Source organism: Streptomyces sp. NPDC090022, from assembly GCF_044748145.1.
GTDB lineage: Bacteria > Actinomycetota > Actinomycetes > Streptomycetales > Streptomycetaceae > Streptomyces.
The window spans coordinates 1-15,561 of the sequence record NZ_JBIVFN010000035.1; the positions used below are offsets into that span (position 1 = coordinate 1).

Genomic DNA, 15,561 nt, shown 5'->3' on the forward strand with positions numbered 1-15,561 from the left:
GTGCAGGTCAGGGCAGATGTGCAGAGAACTCCGCCGCTTCGCGGCTCCGCGCCAGGGATCCATTCCTCCCCGCCCTCAAGGGCGGAGCCTCCTGGGAGAAATCCGGTGACGCCCGCCCGGACGGACCGCGAGATGGAGGCCCCGCCCGGCGGGGCCTCCTGCCCTCGTCCCGCGGGAGCGGTTACGCGGCGTTCGCGAAGACCGGCAGGTAGCCGCCGGACTGTCCGGCGGCCGTCGGGTGGTACGACTCGCCGATGTTGAGCCAGTTGACGCTGTGCAGCCACGCGGTCCCGGAGGAGCAGATCTCGTGGCCCGTGAAGGAGCCGACGACCGAGGCGAAGGTGAAGCCGTGGTCGGCGGCGCGCTTGGCGATGGCGGCGTTGAGGTGGTCGGCGGCACCGTTGATGGCGGCCCGCTCGTTCTCGGTCAGGCCCGTGGTGCAGGTGCCGTTCAGCTTGTAGAAGCGGGGGTAGCCGAGGACGACGACGTGCGCGCCCGGAGCGCGGCTGTCGATCGCGTTGTAGACCTGGTCGAGCTTGCCGGGCAGGGTGGAGGTGACGTACGCCTTGGCCTGGTTGACGCGGTTGACGCAGGTGGCCTCGGACTGGAGCACGCAGGTGGTCATGACGTCGGCGAAGCCGGCGTCGTTGCCGCCTATGGTGATGCTGACGAGGTCGGTGCCGGAGTTGAGCGGGGCGAGCTGCCCGGAGAGGACGTCGTCCGTACGGGCGCCGGAGCAGGCGACGAAGGAGAAGGTCTGCGGGGCGTGGGCGGCGGCCCACAGGGCCGGGTAGGCGCGGGGGGTGCGCTTGCAGTTCCCGCTGGCGCCGTCGTAGTTCCCGGCGCCGACGCCGGAGGAGTACGAGTCGCCGAGCGCGACATAGCCGAAGTCGGCGGCGGCGGAGGCCTGGCCGGCGCCGAACAGGACGGCGCCCGCGGCGAGTAAGAGGGACGAGGACAGGGCGGCGAAACGAGACAGCTTCATGGTGCGGCTCCTGCGGCTTCGTGTGGGGGTTGCTGCCGAGTTCCGTGGTACCGGCGCACAGGGCCTGTCTGGAAGTGTCCATGCCAAGAAGATTCGGGGTGGAGATGCGGGCCGAATCTTCACGCGCGAAGCGTTTGAAGAGGGAAGTACGGCACCCGTTCCAGCGAACGAACCGGTGAAACACGGGTGCGCAAGGGCACTTCGTGCCGGATCATGGGCGCCATGCCAGCCAACCCTCATGACGCGCTGCCGATCCGGCTCAACGTCGACGACAGCGATTCCCCGTCGGACGTCGTCGACGCGCTGTTCCTCGGCCGGTTCGCGTCCGGCGAGCAGCCGTACTCGCGGAGCGTGACGATCGAACGGGTCAAGGCCGGAGTGACCCTGCTGCCGCCCGCGGCCACGGTGCTGCGCTCGGCGCGCGACACCGACCGCAGCGCCACGCTCGCCGAGGGCGAGGGGTGGACCATGCTCGTCTCGCGCTGGAGCCGGGGCGCGGACGTGACGGTGACGGCGGTCAGCGACGAGCTGGCGGCCAGCGTGCTCGGGGAGGCGACGACGGGGGCGCAGGACGAACCGGAGCCGCAGCCGGAGAACGTGACGATGGGGTTCTGGTACGTCTCGCCGCGGCGGGGCCCGTACCGGACGACGCGTCAGATCGCGGCGGGCACCTGGGCGGAGGTACGGCCGAACTACACCGCGCCGGTGGCCGGGGCGATGGACCGCCTGATGAAGGTGACCCCGGACGACATCGCGGGCCGGCTGCTCCTGCTGCACGGCCCGCCCGGCACGGGCAAGACCTCCGCGCTGCGCACGCTGGCCCGGTCGTGGCGGGACTGGTGCCAGGTGGACTGCGTGCTGGACCCGGAGCGGCTGTTCAACGACGTCGGCTACCTGATGGACATCGCGATCGGCGAGGACGAGGGGGCGTCGAAGGGCCGCTGGCGGCTGCTGCTGCTGGAGGACTGCGACGAACTGATCCGCGGCGAGGCCCGGCACACGGCCGGGCAGGCGCTGTCACGGCTGCTCAACCTGACGGACGGGCTGCTGGGGCAGGGGCGCAACGTGCTGGTGGGCGTCACCACGAACGAGGACCTCGAACGGCTGCACCCGGCGGTGGTCCGGCCCGGACGGTGCCTGGCGCGGATCGAGGTGGGCCGGCTGACGCACCGTGAGGCGGTGGAGTGGCTGGGCACGGACGAGGGGGTGGCGCGGGACGGGGCGACGCTGGCGGAGCTCTTCGCCCTGCGCCGCGGGTCCGGCCCGGCGGCGATCCTCCCGCCCCAGCCGCAGGGCGCGGACGCGGGCCTGTACCTGTGACGTTGCGGGGGCTCCGTCCCCGGACGCTCCCCCAGACTCCGTCCGGGGGGCGGAGCCCCCGGTTACGGCCGGCCGTACCGGGCCCGCAACGCCTCCATCGCGACCGCACCGGCTTCGTCCAGCGTCAGCCCCAGCCGGTGCGCGCGATCCGCGAAGTCCTGCGCCGCGGCCGCCGCCTCCCGCGCCGCCGCGTCCCCGGCCGCCGCCACGAACGTGCCGTGCCGTCCCCGCGTCTCGATCACCCCGTCCGCCTCCAGCGCCCGGTACGCCTTCGCGACCGTGTTCACCGCCAGCCCGAGCTCCTGCGCCAGCCCCCGTACCGTCGGCAGTTTGAAACCGGCCGGCAGCCGGCCCGACCTGGCCTGGTCGGCGATCTGCGCGCGCAGTTGTTCGTACGGCGCCGCCGCGGCCGACGCGTCGAGGGAGATCCTGAGGTTCGTCGAGGTCACCGGCCGATTCTCCCTCATCGCCGGTAATTCGGAGGCGGCCCGGGCGCGGCCTTGCGTAGCGTCGGGGCCCGTGACCGATACCACCGTTCTGATCCGCGACCTCCGCCCCGGTGACCCCGTGGACGCCGAGGCCGTCGTACGGGTGCGCCGCGCCACCCTGCCCTTCATGATCACCACCGCCGCCGGGGTGGCGTCCGAACTCACCAACTCCCCTCCCGCCCGGCGCCACCGCATCCTCGTCGCCCAGACCCCCGACGGCCACGTCGTCGGTACCGCGCAGGCCGGGATCGCCCACGACAGCCCGGAGCCGGGCCGGTCGTACCTCAACGCCTACGTCGACCCGGCCCACCGCGGCCGCGGGGCCGGCACCGCCCTGCTGCGCACGGCCGAGGCCTACCTGGCGGCCGAGGGAGCCGTCGACGTGTACGCGTGGGTGCTGGACGAGCCCGGGCACCGGGCGTTCGCCGAGCGGCACGGCTACCGCGCGAGCCGGAGCGCGCACTTCCTGCGCCTGGACCTGACCGCCGGTACGCTCCCCGCTCCCCCGGACGCCCTGCCCGCCGGCGTCGAGCTGCGCCCCGGGTCCGCCTTCGCCGCCGACCCCCGCCCCCTCTTCGAGGCCGACGCGGAGACGACCGCCGACGAACCGGGTGACATCGACACCGAGTTCGACGACTACGAGGACTGGGTGCGGCACACCTGGAACAACCCCGACCTCGACAAGGACCTCACCACGGTGGTCCTGGTCGACGGCGCGGTGGCCGCCTTCACCGCGGCCCTCACCGACGGCGGCACCCGTTACGCCTCCGCCATGACCGGCACCCTGCGCGCCCACCGCGGCCGCGGCCTGGCCCGGCTCGCCAAGGCCGACTCCCTGCGCCGGGCCCGCGCGGCCGGCTACACGGAGGCGTTCACCGGCAACGACGCCGGGAACGCGCCGATGCTCGCCGTCAACGCCCGGTTCGGCTACGAGATCTGCGCCACCGAGGTACGGCACGCCAAACGGCTGGGGGAGGACCGGCCGTGACCGACCGCGTCACCGTCACCCTGACCAAGGGCGGCCGCACCAAGATCAGCTACCCCGCGGAGCGGCTCGGCGACGACGGCGCGCGCGTCACCGTCCGCGCCCCGTGGGCGGCGGACGGGGTCCGTGACTTCGGCTTCGTCCGCTTCGAGCCGGGGGACGTGTTCGTCGAGCACTTCTGGCGGGACCGCTGGTTCGCGGTGAAGGAGGTCCGTACCGGCGCCGGCGTGCTCAAGGGGTGGTACTGCGACATCACCCGCCCCGCGGACGTACGGGAGGACGGGATCCTCGTCGAGGACCTCGACCTCGACCTGTGGGTCTCGGCGGACCTGGCGGACGTACGGCGCCTGGACGAGGACGAGTTCGCGGCGAGCGGCCTGGCCGGGCGCGACCCGGAGGCGGCCCGCGCGGCCGTCGCCGCCCTCGACGAGCTGGAGGACCTGGTCCGCTCCGGCGGCTTCGCGCAGCTGCTCGGCGAGCACCCCGGGCACGCCCCCGGGGACGCCCTCGGGGGCGCATCCTGACGGGGCGCTTAGCCCTTCCTTAAAGGGAACCTAAGGATGCCCTCCGGGGCCCCGATCCCGGCGGAACGCGTGGTCAGGGCGGCTAGCTTGGCCGGGACAGGACAGGGCGGGGCGGCGTCGCGACCCACGGGGGGCGTGGCGCCGCACGGCCCGACCGCTGCTCGAAGGAGATCCCACCGATGCCCGCACGCCGCCGTACCGTCACCCGTCTCGCCGCGCTCGGCTTCGCGCCGCTCGCCGTCACCGTGTACGCCGTCACCCCGGCTGCCGCCCACGGTTCGATGACGGACCCGGTCAGCCGGGTGGCCGCGTGCTACGCCGAGGGGCCGGAGGCGCCGAAGTCGGCCGCGTGCAAGGCGGCCGTGGCGGCCAGCGGCACCCAGGCGTTCTACGACTGGAACGCGGTCAACATCGCCAACGCCGCCGGGAACCACCGCTCGCTCATCCCCAACGGCCAGCTCTGTTCGGCCGGCAACGACAAGTACCAGGGTCTGGACCTGGCCCGCGGGGACTGGCCGGCCAGCCCGATGTCGGCGGGCCCGCACACCTTCCGCTACAAGGGCACGGCCCCGCACAAGGGGTCCTTCGAGCTGTACGTCACCAAGGACGGCTACGACCCCGCCAAGCCGCTGAAGTGGTCGGACCTGGAGCCCGCGCCGTTCGCGAAGGTCACCGACCCGGGCATGCAGAACGGTGACTACGTCTTCACGGGGACCGTGCCGAACAAGTCCGGCCGCCACCTCATCTACAGCATCTGGCAGCGTTCGGACAGCCCGGAGGCCTTCTACACCTGCTCGGACGTGGTGTTCGGCAAGGACAGCGGCACCGCCCCGGTGCCGGGCGGCGGCAGCGGCCAGAACGGCGGCAACCAGAACGGTGGCGGCCAGGGCGGCACCAAGCCCTCCGCCAAGCCGTCGGACAAGCCGGCGTCGAAGCCGTCGGCCCCCACCGACCAGCAGATCGCGGCCGGGCAGAGCAAGTCCTCGGTCGAGCACAACGGTCACGGTGACAACGACCCGAAGACCAACGGTGTTCCGGGCAGCGCGGTCCCCCACGCCCACGGGGGCGGGGCGACCGCGGTGGCCGGCACGGGCGAAGCCGACGGCCAGTCCGCCGGTACCGGCCTCGCCGCGACCGGCGGCGACAGCACCACCCCGCTCATCGCGATCGGCGGCGCGGGCGTCCTGGCCGTCGGCACGGCCGTGCTGTTCGCCGTGGCCCGCCGCCGGACCGTCGGGGGGCGGCACGGCCGCTGACCCCGGCGGTCCGCCCGGACCACCTGCGCGTCATTCGAGGAGATCGTCGAAGAGATCACTCGAAGACGGACGCGCAGGTGGTCCGCTTGGCGTGCGCGGGGTCGAGCGCGTTGAGCGCCTCGTGCCAGGCGATCCGGTCGGTGAGGCCGATCGTCACGTGCTCGGAGAAGTCGACGGGGCACAGGTCCTGCAGGACCACGTTGCGTACGTTCGGCCCCGTCAGGAAGGCGCTGCGGTAGGGCGTGACGACCTGGTCGTACTGGGTGGCGATGACGGTGTAGCTGACCCCCGGGACGGTGTCGCCGCCCGCGTTGAGCTTCGTCAGGAACGCCGATCCGGCGATCTGGTCGGCCAGCCCCGGGGTGGCGGAGCTGATCAGGTCCTCGGCGCCGGGGAAGTAGGGCAGCAGTTTGGTGAGCCCGAGCAGGGTCGTCCCGTGGTTGTCGGGGGCGAGCCCGATCAGCGCGTTGACCTTGGCGGCGCCGCCCAGGAACTTGATGTAGTAGTTCGGCATCATGCCGCCCTGGGAGTGGCCGATGATGTCGGTCTCCTTGGCGCCGGTGGCGGCGAGCACCCGGTCGACGAAGACGGCGAGCTGCTCGGCCGACTTGTCGACGGGGCCGAGCCCGTGGAAGAAGGGCACGCCGGGCAGTTGCCCGTAGTCGAGCGAGTAGACGCAGTAGCCGCGGTGCACCAGGTACGGCGCGAGGCCGAGCCAGTTGTCGACGGAGTTGCCGAAGGTGCCGTGCACGAGGACGACGGGGCGCGGGTGCGCGGCGGACGGCTTGCAGGACCAGTTGTTCCAGCCGCTGCTGGTCGCGGCGGTGGCGGCGGGCGCCGCCTGCGCGGTGCCGGTGGGGGCGACGAGCGCGGCGGCGGTGAGGGCGAGGACGGCCAGCGGGCGGAGCAGGCGTCTCCAGGGCAGCATCGTGTGATCTCCTTGCGGGTTCGACTCAGGGGGATGGGCGTGGGGGTTCGTCGTCCCGTGATCCGGATCACAAGGGGTGCTGCTGCCGTTAAATTACGGTCCAGTAGCAAGAGTGGGAAGTTACGCGTCAGTAAAAAATCGGGTGTCGAACGGCGCGTGTGATAAGCGGACCGCTCCGCGGGGGCGACCGCGCACCAGGGGGCCCAGATGCGGCGTCCCCTGACGACGCACCTAGGCGGCGAGGCTGCCGCGGGAGATGGCCGCCGGGCCGAAGCGGCCCCGGATCCGGTCCGTGACCGCCTCCAGGCGGCGGGCCCTGTCGTCCTCGGGGTCCAGGCTGAGCTGCCGGGACGCCCGCTCGGCGGGAGTCAGGTCCTCCGCGCGCAGCGACACCGCGCGGACCCGGGCCCGTTGGAGGCCGAGGGCGGCGTACAGCGCGTAGGCGGCGTCCGTCAGGGCGGCCGAGTGGGCGGTGGCCTCGGGAAAGCTCCGGGTGCGGGTGACGGCCGTACGGTCGGCGCAGCGCACGGTGAGCGTCAGCGACCGGCACACCCGGCCCCGCGCGCGCAGGGTGGCGCCGAGTTCCTCGGTGAGCGAGAGCAGGGCCCGGCGATGGCGTACGGGATCCAGCTCGTCGCGGTCGAAGGACCGCTCCCCGGCCAGGGCGCGCGCGGCGGCGCCGGGGCGGACCGGGGTGCGGTCGATGCCGGTGGCCCGCTCGTGGAGCTCGCGGCCGGCGCGGGGGCCGAGGATGCGGCGGAGGGTGGCGGGCGGGGCGGCGGCGATCCGGCCGACGGTGTCGAGACCGTACCGGCACAGGGTGCGGGCGGTCCCGGAACCGATGCCGTCGAGGGCGACAGCCGGCTTGCGGTCGAGGAACTCCCGTACGGAGGCTTCGTCCTGATCGATGATCAGGGTCCCGCCAGGGACGGCCGCACGGAGGGCCATCCGGGCCAGCATGGGGTTGCCGGCGCCGCCGACGGTGCACTCGACGCCGTACAGGGCGAGAGCCCTGACCCGGATCAGCGCAGCCAGCTCGGCCGTGTCACGGCCGAAGTAGCGCAGGGCGCCGCGGAGGTCGAGGAGGACGGTGTCGGGGGGCACCGGCTGCACGACGGGCGTGACGGCCTCGAACACCCCGAGCACCCCGGCGTACGCCTCGGCCCCGATCCCCTCGCCCCCGGGCGCCCGCATCCGCACGGCCAGCACCGCACCCGACGCCCGGCCCACCTCCGACGCCCGGCCCACCTCCGAGACCGAAGCCGTGGCGCCCCGCTCCGGCCCCGGCACCTCGAACGCCGGCGAGGCCGGATCGCCGGGCCCCCGCCCCGGACCCGACGCCTCAATCGCCGGCGGGGCTGAAGCTCCGGGGGTTCCCGGCGGGCGGCGGCGGGTCATCCCGCGCTCCCCGGGCTGGAATGCCACAGCTTCCGCCCCGTCGCCACGCCCTCGCCCGCCGGCTGGAGGTCCGCCCACGGGTGCATCTCGTACCCGGTGGGCAGCTGGATCCGCCGCCCGGAGTCACCCGGGTCCGCCGCCACCGGGAGCGGCTCCGCCAGGCGCGCCGCGACCGCGTCCAGGCCGCCGGTGGCACGCACCTCGGCCAGCTCCGCCAGGTTCCACGCCGCCGCTCCCACCACGCTCAGGCTCTGCGGCCCGCGCCGCTGGACGACACCGCGCACCAGCAGCAGGAAGGAGTGGAAGACGGTGTGCGCGCAGGCCTCGTGGCTGTCGTCGAAGAAGGCCAGGTCCACCAGGCCCGTCCCGTCGTCCAGCGTCGTGAAGATGACCCGCCGCCCGGAGCGGATCGGCGGGGTCTGGGTGGCCGCCTTCGCGCCCGCGACCAGCACCGTCTGCCCGTGCTCGGTCTCGCGCAGCCGCCGCGCCGGGGTCACGCCCAGCTCCGCCAGGAAGGCGTGGTGGTCGTCCATCAGGTGCCGGGAGGTGTCCATGCCGAGGACGCCCAGCTCGGCGCTGAGCCGTTCGGCGTCGCCGAGGTCGGGCAGGCCGAGGGCGGCGGTGGCGCGCCCGCCCTCCAGCGGGAGCTGGGGGCCGCGCGCGCCACGCGTACCGGCGGCTCGCTGCGCGCCGTGCAGTTCGCAGACGTGCAGCAGCAGGTCCCGGCGGTTGGCGCCGAACGCGTCCAGCGCGCCGACCTGTGCCAGCCGTTCGGCCACCGGCCGCCCCGGGTGGGCGCGGTCCCAGAAGTCCCGCAGGGAGGCGTACGGCTGCTCGGCCTCGATCCGGCCCGCCTCCGCCCCGCTCATGCCATGGACGTCGGACAGCGCCAGCCGCAGCCCCCACACCGGCGGCTCGTCGGACACCAGTTCGATCCGATGGGTCGCCGCCGAGCGGTTCACGTCCAGCGGCAGCACCGGCACCCCGCGCCGCCGCGCGTCCGCCAGCAGCAGCCGCTTGGGGTACATGCCGGGATCGTGGGTGAGCAGTCCGGCGTAGAAGGCCGCCGGATGGTGGGCCTTGAGCCAGGCCGACTGGTACGTCGGCACGGCGAAGGCCACCGCGTGCGCCTTGCAGAAGCCGTACGACCCGAACGCCTCGACGATCTCCCAGGTCCGGGCGATCACATCGGCCCCGTAGCCCCGCTCCCCCGCGCGCTGCGCGAACCAGACCTTGATCCGCCCCTGCGACTCGGGGTCGGAGAGCCCGCGCCGCACCCGGTCGGCCTCGTCGCGCCCGCAGCCGGTCATGATGTCGACGATCTGGATGATCTGCTCGTGGAAGACCACCACCCCGTACGTCTCGCGCAGCGGACCCTCCAGGTCCGGGTGCGGGTAGCGGACCGGCGCGCGCCCGTGCCGGGCGGCGATGAAGGGGCGCACCATGTCGGCGGCCACCGGTCCGGGGCGGAACAGGGAGATGTCGACGACCAGGTCGTGGAAGGTCGACGGCTGGAGCCGGCCCACCAGGTCGCGCTGGCCCGGCGATTCGATCTGGAAGCAGCCGAGCGTCTCGGCGGAGCGGATCAGGTCGTACGTCGCCCGGTCGCCCGGCGGCACCTGCGCCGGGTCGTCCAGGTCCAGCCGCGCTCCCGTGGTCCGCCCGATCTCGGCGACCGCGTGGGCCATCGCCGACTGCATCCGGACGCCGAGCACGTCGAGTTTGAGCAGCCCGAGGTGCTCCACGTCGTCCTTGTCGAACTGGGACATGGGGATGGGGGCACCTCCCAGGCCCGCAGGGCCTAGGGGGACTTCGCCGCTGGTGGGCACCACCGGGGTGCGGGTGAGCAGGGAGGCGTCGGAGAGCAGCACCCCGCACGGGTGCATGGCGATCCCGCGCGGCAGCGCGTCGAGGCCCTCGACCAGGTCCCACAGCCGGCCGTACCGCTCGGCCCGCGCCCGTACGCCGGCCAGTTCGGGCAGTTCGGCGAGGGCCGCGCGGACGTCGCGGGCGCGGATGTGCGGGAAGGCCTTGGCGAGCCGGTCGGTCTCTGCCGGGTCCATGGACAGGGCGGCGCCCACGTCCCGGACGGCGTGCCGGACCCGGTAGGTCTCGGGCATGGCGACGGTGGCGACGCGCTCGGCGCCGAACCGGCCGATGATCTCGCGGTAGACCTCCAGCCGGCGGGCGGACTCCACGTCGATGTCGATGTCGGGCAGCACGGAGCGCCGCTTGGACAGGAAGCGCTCCATCAGCAGACCGTGCTCGACGGGGTCGGCGTGCGCGATGCCGAGCAGGTGGTTGACCAGCGACCCGGCGCCGGAGCCGCGGGCGGCCACCCGGATGCCCATGCGCCGTACGTCGTCCACGACCTGCGCGACCGTCAGGAAGTACGAGGCGTAGCCGTGGTGGGCGATGATGTCGAGCTCGTGGTGCATCCGGTCCCAGTACGCGCGCCGGCCGGCGTACCCGCGCCGCACCATGCCCGCGGCGGCCCGGGACTCCAGCACCCGCTGGGCGGTGCGGTGGGCGGCGCCGACGAGCCAGGGCTCGGGGAAGTGCACCGAGCCCAGGCCCAGGTCGTCCTCGGGGTCGACGGCGCAGCCCTCGGCGGTGCGCCGGGTGTCCTCCAGCAGGCGGCGGGCGTCGGCCGGGCGCAGGCCCGCGGCGCGGGCGATCCGGTCGGCGGCGCCGGCCATGGCGCCGGGGTCCTTGAGCCAGCGCTCGCCGCTGTCGAGGGGGCCGCGGGGGTCGATGGGCACGAGCCGGCGGGCGGCGTCGAGGACGTCGGCGACCGGCCCCTGGCCGGGGTCGGCGTAGCGGACGGCGTTGGTCAGGACGGCGGTGACGCCCTGGTCGGCGGCGAAGCCGACGGTACGGGCGGCCAGCCGCAGCGAGCCGGGGCCGGTACCGGTGCGGCCGTGGTCGACGGCCTCCAGGCGCAGGGCGTCGCCGTACACCTCCCGCCAGGGCGCGAGCAGCCGCGCGGCCCGGTCGGGCCGGCCGGCGGCCAGCGCCCGCCCCACCTCGGACCCGGGCCCGAGCAGGACGTACACGCCCTCCCCGCGCAGGGCGTCCCAGGGCACCACGGGCTGCCCGGCGGTCCCGGCCATGGTCCCGCCGCCGCTCCCGGTCCCGCCGCCCGTACCGCCCCGGGTCCCGGCGCCGCCCCCGGTCCGGGCCGAGCCCGCGGTCCCGGCCCCGGCTCCGGTCTCGCCGTCGATCGCGTCCCAGGCCCCGGCCGGGCCACCGGACCCGGTCCCGGACCCGGTCCTGGTCCCGGTTCCGTGCCCGCCCGCGTGCGCGGCCGTGATCATCCGGCACAGTTCCGCCCAGCCGGCGGCCCCGTCCCGGGCCAGGAAGACCGCGCGGGCGGCGGACTCGTCGACGAAGGCGCCGCCCTTGACGGGGGCGCGCAGGCGGTGCGAGGTCCCGGCGGCCGACGGCCGGCCGGTCCCTCCGGACGGCAGGGGCGCCGGGGCCACGGCCAGGTCCGCCCCGAACAGCGGGCGGATCCCGGCCTTCGCGCACGCCCTGGCGAACCGCACCGCGCCCGCGACCGTGTCGCGGTCGGTGAGGGCGAGGGCGTCCATGCCCCGTTCGGCGGCACGCTCCGCCAGCCGCTCCGGGTGCGAGCCTCCGTAGCGCATGGAGAACCCGGAAACGGTGTGCAGATGCGTGAATCCAGCCACCCGCGGCCTCCTGCTTTCCTCGATAGAACACCTCCCCCACCTCCACCATAGACCAATTCGAATGCCCGTACGAAACGTTTGTTCGAGGGGTCCTCTTTTGGGGACTCGGTTCGCCTCCGGGGGCGCTGTTTGCCGGGCTCACAGAGGCGTGCGTCCTCGGACCGGCTCGTTCCTCGCCGGTCCTGCGGGCGCTCGCCTCCGTTCCCCCGGCGCGCCCCCTTCGGCTCACTCGCCCGCGCAGGCTTCGCCCGACCCGTCATCCGCTCGGCCCTGTCCCCCGGCGCACCCCCTCCGGCGCGACGGCCCGGTGTCACCGGAAGGTCCCGCGAAGTGCGCCCTACCGTGCGCCTCCCCCAGCGCGCACAATCACGGTGACAACGCGCGTCGACCGTGAGGGAGGGAACGCGTGCGCGATCGGGTGCGCGTGGCCGACGGGCGGCATCTGATGGTGGAGCGGTTCGGCGACCCCCGTGGCAAGCCGGTCTTCCTGCTCCACGGCATGCCCGGCAGCCGTCTGGGACCGGCCCCCCGGGGCATGGTCCTCTACCACCGCCGGATGCAGCTCATCGCCTACGACCGGCCCGGCTACGGCGGCTCCGACCGCCACCAGGGCCGTACCGTCGCCGACGTCGCCGCCGACGTGGCCGCGATCGCCGACGCCCTGGGGCTGGACACCTTCGCGGTCGCCGGCCGGTCCGGCGGCGCCCCGGGGGCCCTGGCCTGCGCGGCGCTGCTGCCCGACCGGGTCACGCGGACCGCCGTCCTGGTGGCGCTGGCCCCGCGGGACGCGGAGGACCTGGACTGGTTCGAGGGCATGGGCGCCTCCAACGTGCGCGAGTACACCACCGCTTCGGCCGATCCCGAGGAGCTGGCCGCCCGGCTGATCCCGCGGGCCGACGGCATCCGCCGCAACCCCGCGCAGCTGCTGGACGAACTGCGCCGGGAGCTCACAGAGAACGACCGGATGATCGTCTCGGACAGCGGGCTGCGCACCATGCTGCTGCGCAACTACCGCGAGGGCCTGCGCACCTCCGCGTACGGCTGGATCGACGACGTCCTGGCCTTCTCCCGGCCCTGGGGGTTCGACCCCGCCGACATCCGCTGCCCGGTGCTGATCTGGCACGGCGAGCAGGACGTGTTCTCGCCCGTGGGGCATTCCCGCTGGCTGGCCCGGCGGATCCCGGACGCGACCACCACCATCGACCCGCAGGCGGCCCACTTCGCCGCCTTCCGCGCGCTCCCCGAGGTCCTCACCTGGCTGCTGCGCGAAACCCCCGTCGACCCCCTGCCGAACCCCTTCTCCGGCCCCCTCGGTGAACCCTCACGGAATGCGACCTGACTAATCCGTCACGCTTTCGATAGAACGCTTGACCCGGCGTCATGTCTCGGTTGCCAATAGGGCGCAGACAGGTAAAGTCCACGCTGACACCAGCGGACTCGCTCTTGTCATTTTCCATGCCCATTCCAACCATTCACATGGCCTCTCCAAGGACGGTGTCGTGAACACTTCCGCAACCCCTCCGACCGGCACGGACAAGACCCGCCGGGTCCCGCTCGCGGAGATCGACGTCCGCAGCGCCGCCGCCACCGCCGCCCTCGGCCGCGTCCTGCCGACGGAATCCGGTCGCACGGTTCAGACACCCATCTTCAACTCTGCTCTCTGAGCCCGGAGCAAGCGCTCTAGACTGGTGGAATGACCGGCCTGATCCCATTTCGCGAGATCGTCCTGAAAGTCCACAGCAGGTGCGATCTGGCCTGTGATCATTGCTACGTCTACGAACACGCAGACCAGAGCTGGCGAGCCCGGCCGAAGGTGATCTCCCCCGAGGCTGTCTCCCACACCGCGTCGCGGCTCGCCGACCATGCCCGCGCCCACGCGCTCCCGTCCGTCACGGTCATCCTCCACGGCGGTGAGCCCCTGCTGGCCGGCACCGACCGACTCCGCCTGGTGTGCGAGGAGTTCACCCGGGCCCTGGCCGGCACCGCCGCACTGGACCTGCGGATCCACACCAACGGCCTCCAGCTGAGCCGCCGTCACCTCGACCTCTTCGACGAGTTCCACGTCCGCGTCGGGGTCTCGCTCGACGGCGACCGCGCCGCCAACGACCGGCACCGCCGCTTCGCGGACGGCCGCACCAGCCACCCCCTGGTCCTCGCCGCCGTCGACCTGCTCCGTTCGGAGCGCTACCGCCACCTGTACCTGGGCCTGCTGTGCACCGTGGACGTGGCCAACGACCCGGTGGCCGTCCTGGACGCCCTGGTCGCCCTCGAACCGCCGCGCGTGGACTTCCTCCTGCCGCACGCCACCTGGGAGACTCCCCCGGCCCGCCCCGACGGCACCCCCGACGCGTACGCGCGCTGGCTGCTGCGCGTCTTCGACCACTGGGACCGGCTGGGCCGGCCGGTCCCCGTACGGCTCTTCGAGTCGCTGCTGAGCACCCTGCGCGGCGGACCGAGCCTGACCGAGTCGCTGGGGCTCGCGCCCACCGACCTCGTGGTGGTCGAGACGGACGGCACCCTCGAACAGGTCGACTCCCTCAAGACCGCCTACGACGGGGCCGCGGCCACCGGCTTCGACGTCTTCACGCACTCCTTCGACCAGGTCGCGGCCCATCCGGGGGTCCGCGCCCGGCAGCTGGGCCTGGCCGGGGTCAGCGACACGTGCCGCCGCTGCCCCGTCGTACGCTCGTGCGGCGGCGGCCTCTACACGCACCGCTACCGCGCCGCCAACGGCTTCGACAACCCGTCCGTGTACTGCGCCGACCTGCGGGAACTCGTCGAGGGCGTCGAAGCCCGCACGGCCGCCGAGGCGACCGCGGCGGCGCTGACGGACACCGGTGAACTGGGCGCCGTCCACGACCACTTGACCCGGGTCCTGCTCGCCCGGCTGCACGCCGACCTGGCCGGCGACGCGGACTGGGACCGGGCGTGGGCCCTGCTGACCGCCGTCGAGGGCGCGGGAGCGGCGGGCGAGGCCGCCCTCGACGCCGTCCTGGGCCATCCGTACACCCGCACCTGGGTGCTCACCGCGCTGGACCGGGCGACCGCCGGCCGCCCCGACCGGCCGGGTGCGGCCCGGCGGCTGGCCGCGCTGGCCGCGGCCGCGGTGCTGCGCGGCGGCCTGGAGCTGCCGGCCGAGATCCGCTACCGCGACGGCGAGGTGTACCTGCCGACGCTGGGCCTGCTGCGGGCCCGCGAGCCCGGTACGGACGGCCGGGCGGGCCTGCGCGCCACCGGCGAGGGCTACACGGTGCGCGAGGACGGCCGCGAGCACCGCTTCGGAACGGCGGCCGGCGACGCCCGGTGGCAGCCGGTGCGCGGCTGGGCCCCAGCACCGGACGCCGCCCCGCTGGCACTGGAGGACCTCGACCCGCACCGCAACTGCTTCGCCCGCCCGCCCCGGCTGCGGCTGGGCAGCGGTGAAGCCGCGGAGTGGCGCGAGCGGCTCGGCGCGGCCTGGGCGCTGCTGCACCGGTCGGTGCCCGAGTTCGCCCGGTCGGCGACCGCCGGGCTGACCACCCTGACCCCGCTGGCGGGCGGCCCGCGGGCCGGGGACCGGGGCGAGGCGGGCCGGCACGGGCCGGGAGCGCTGGGCCTGCCGTACGCCGCCGGGGTGCGCGAGACGGCGCTGGCCCTGCTGACCGGCCGGCGCCGGGCCCGGCTGCGGGCGCTGACGGAGGTGGCCGACCTGTACGCCCTGGACGGCGCCTGGCAGCACCCCTCGCCCTGGCGCGAACGGCCGGTGCCGGTGTCCCGGCTGCTGGCCGACGTCCACGAGCGGGTGGCGGTCGAGGCCTACCGCCGGGCCACCGAGCCGGGCCGGGCGCCCGCCTCCGACCGGATCCACCGGGCCCTGGACCGGCTGTCCGGGGCGGCCGAACTGACCAGCAGCGGCAAACGCCTGGTGGAGGAGCTGCGGTGGGAACTGAAAGCGGTCGACGCGTGAGTCGACGCGTGCGTCGACGCGAGAGCGGTCCCGGGGCGC

12 protein-coding genes are annotated in these 15,561 nt (G+C 74.4%); 7 read left to right on the top strand and 5 right to left on the bottom strand.

Translation table 11 applies throughout. The annotated features are described in order from the left end of the window. Window positions 1-181: 181 nt before the first annotated feature. The gene (locus ACIPXB_RS34545; protein WP_401456528.1) at window positions 182-985 is read right to left on the bottom strand and encodes an SGNH/GDSL hydrolase family protein; all 804 of its coding nucleotides are present in this window, start codon (window positions 983-985) and stop codon (window positions 182-184) included. A 222-nt stretch (window positions 986-1,207) separates the two neighbouring features. On the opposite strand from ACIPXB_RS34545, the gene ACIPXB_RS34550 reads away from it, so the two are divergent. Beyond that, on the top strand, window positions 1,208-2,305 hold the full coding sequence (locus ACIPXB_RS34550; protein WP_401456530.1) for a DUF5925 domain-containing protein: 1,098 nt from the start codon (window positions 1,208-1,210) through the stop codon (window positions 2,303-2,305). A gap of 62 nt (window positions 2,306-2,367) precedes the next feature. Here ACIPXB_RS34550 and ACIPXB_RS34555 read toward each other — a convergent pair whose 3' ends face one another. Further along, window positions 2,368-2,772 (bottom strand): GntR family transcriptional regulator, encoded by a 405-nt coding sequence (locus ACIPXB_RS34555; RefSeq protein WP_401456532.1) that lies wholly within the window; start codon window positions 2,770-2,772, stop codon window positions 2,368-2,370. Between the two features lie 52 nt (window positions 2,773-2,824). Here ACIPXB_RS34555 and ACIPXB_RS34560 point away from each other — a divergent pair, with 52 nt between their 5' ends. The 3 genes from ACIPXB_RS34560 (at window position 2,825) to ACIPXB_RS34570 (ending at window position 5,558) form a co-directional block, all read left to right on the top strand. Then, complete coding sequence (locus tag ACIPXB_RS34560) at window positions 2,825-3,781, top strand: GNAT family N-acetyltransferase (protein ID WP_401456534.1); 957 nt, start codon at window positions 2,825-2,827, stop codon at window positions 3,779-3,781. After that, a complete protein-coding gene (locus ACIPXB_RS34565) occupies window positions 3,778-4,302 on the top strand; it encodes a DUF402 domain-containing protein (protein WP_401456535.1) in 525 nt (174 codons plus the stop codon). Before ACIPXB_RS34560 ends, ACIPXB_RS34565 begins: the two co-directional genes overlap by 4 nt. Window positions 4,303-4,481: 179 nt before the next feature. Then, window positions 4,482-5,558 carry a lytic polysaccharide monooxygenase gene (locus ACIPXB_RS34570; protein ID WP_401456537.1) on the top strand — a complete coding sequence of 359 codons (1,077 nt, stop codon included), beginning with the start codon at window positions 4,482-4,484 and terminating at the stop codon, window positions 5,556-5,558. Between the two features lie 55 nt (window positions 5,559-5,613). Here the strand turns inward: ACIPXB_RS34570 and ACIPXB_RS34575 are convergent, their stop codons facing one another. The 3 genes from ACIPXB_RS34575 to ACIPXB_RS34585 form a co-directional block, all read right to left on the bottom strand. After that, window positions 5,614-6,486 (bottom strand): esterase/lipase family protein, encoded by an 873-nt coding sequence (locus tag ACIPXB_RS34575; RefSeq protein ID WP_401456540.1) that lies wholly within the window; start codon window positions 6,484-6,486, stop codon window positions 5,614-5,616. 231 nt (window positions 6,487-6,717) lie between these two features. Continuing rightward, window positions 6,718-7,680 (bottom strand): hypothetical protein, encoded by a 963-nt coding sequence (locus ACIPXB_RS34580; protein WP_401456623.1) that lies wholly within the window; start codon window positions 7,678-7,680, stop codon window positions 6,718-6,720. Between the two features lie 200 nt (window positions 7,681-7,880). Continuing rightward, window positions 7,881-11,576: a DNA polymerase III subunit alpha gene (locus tag ACIPXB_RS34585; RefSeq protein WP_401456541.1), complete on the bottom strand. Its 3,696-nt coding sequence runs from the start codon at window positions 11,574-11,576 to the stop codon at window positions 7,881-7,883. Between the two features lie 406 nt (window positions 11,577-11,982). Here ACIPXB_RS34585 and ACIPXB_RS34590 point away from each other — a divergent pair, with 406 nt between their 5' ends. The 3 genes from ACIPXB_RS34590 (at window position 11,983) to fxsBH (ending at window position 15,522) form a co-directional block, all read left to right on the top strand. Beyond that, window positions 11,983-12,915, top strand: coding sequence for an alpha/beta fold hydrolase (locus ACIPXB_RS34590; protein WP_401456543.1), 933 nt, complete (start codon window positions 11,983-11,985; stop codon window positions 12,913-12,915). 160 nt (window positions 12,916-13,075) lie between these two features. Further along, entirely contained in the window at window positions 13,076-13,240 is a 165-nt protein-coding gene (gene fxsA, locus ACIPXB_RS34595; protein WP_401456545.1) for an FxSxx-COOH cyclophane-containing RiPP peptide, read from the top strand. Between the two features lie 29 nt (window positions 13,241-13,269). Beyond that, window positions 13,270-15,522 (top strand): radical SAM/SPASM protein FxsBH, inactivated beta-hydroxylase extension form, encoded by a 2,253-nt coding sequence (gene fxsBH / locus ACIPXB_RS34600; RefSeq protein WP_401456547.1) that lies wholly within the window; start codon window positions 13,270-13,272, stop codon window positions 15,520-15,522. Window positions 15,523-15,561 lie beyond the last annotated feature (39 nt).

What these genes read in the sequence shown, in the direction of transcription:
- ACIPXB_RS34575 (WP_401456540.1), bottom strand. Translation starts at nt 6,486, where the DNA reads ATGCTGCCCTGGAGACGCCTGCTCCGCCCGCTGGCCGTCCTCGCCCTC.
- ACIPXB_RS34550 (WP_401456530.1), top strand. Translation starts at nt 1,208, where the DNA reads ATGCCAGCCAACCCTCATGACGCGCTGCCGATCCGGCTCAACGTCGAC.
- ACIPXB_RS34545 (WP_401456528.1), bottom strand. Translation starts at nt 985, where the DNA reads ATGAAGCTGTCTCGTTTCGCCGCCCTGTCCTCGTCCCTCTTACTCGCC.
- ACIPXB_RS34555 (WP_401456532.1), bottom strand. Translation starts at nt 2,772, where the DNA reads ATGAGGGAGAATCGGCCGGTGACCTCGACGAACCTCAGGATCTCCCTC.
- fxsBH (WP_401456547.1), top strand. Translation starts at nt 13,270, where the DNA reads ATGACCGGCCTGATCCCATTTCGCGAGATCGTCCTGAAAGTCCACAGC.
- ACIPXB_RS34570 (WP_401456537.1), top strand. Translation starts at nt 4,482, where the DNA reads ATGCCCGCACGCCGCCGTACCGTCACCCGTCTCGCCGCGCTCGGCTTC.
- ACIPXB_RS34580 (WP_401456623.1), bottom strand. Translation starts at nt 7,680, where the DNA reads ATGCGGGCGCCCGGGGGCGAGGGGATCGGGGCCGAGGCGTACGCCGGG.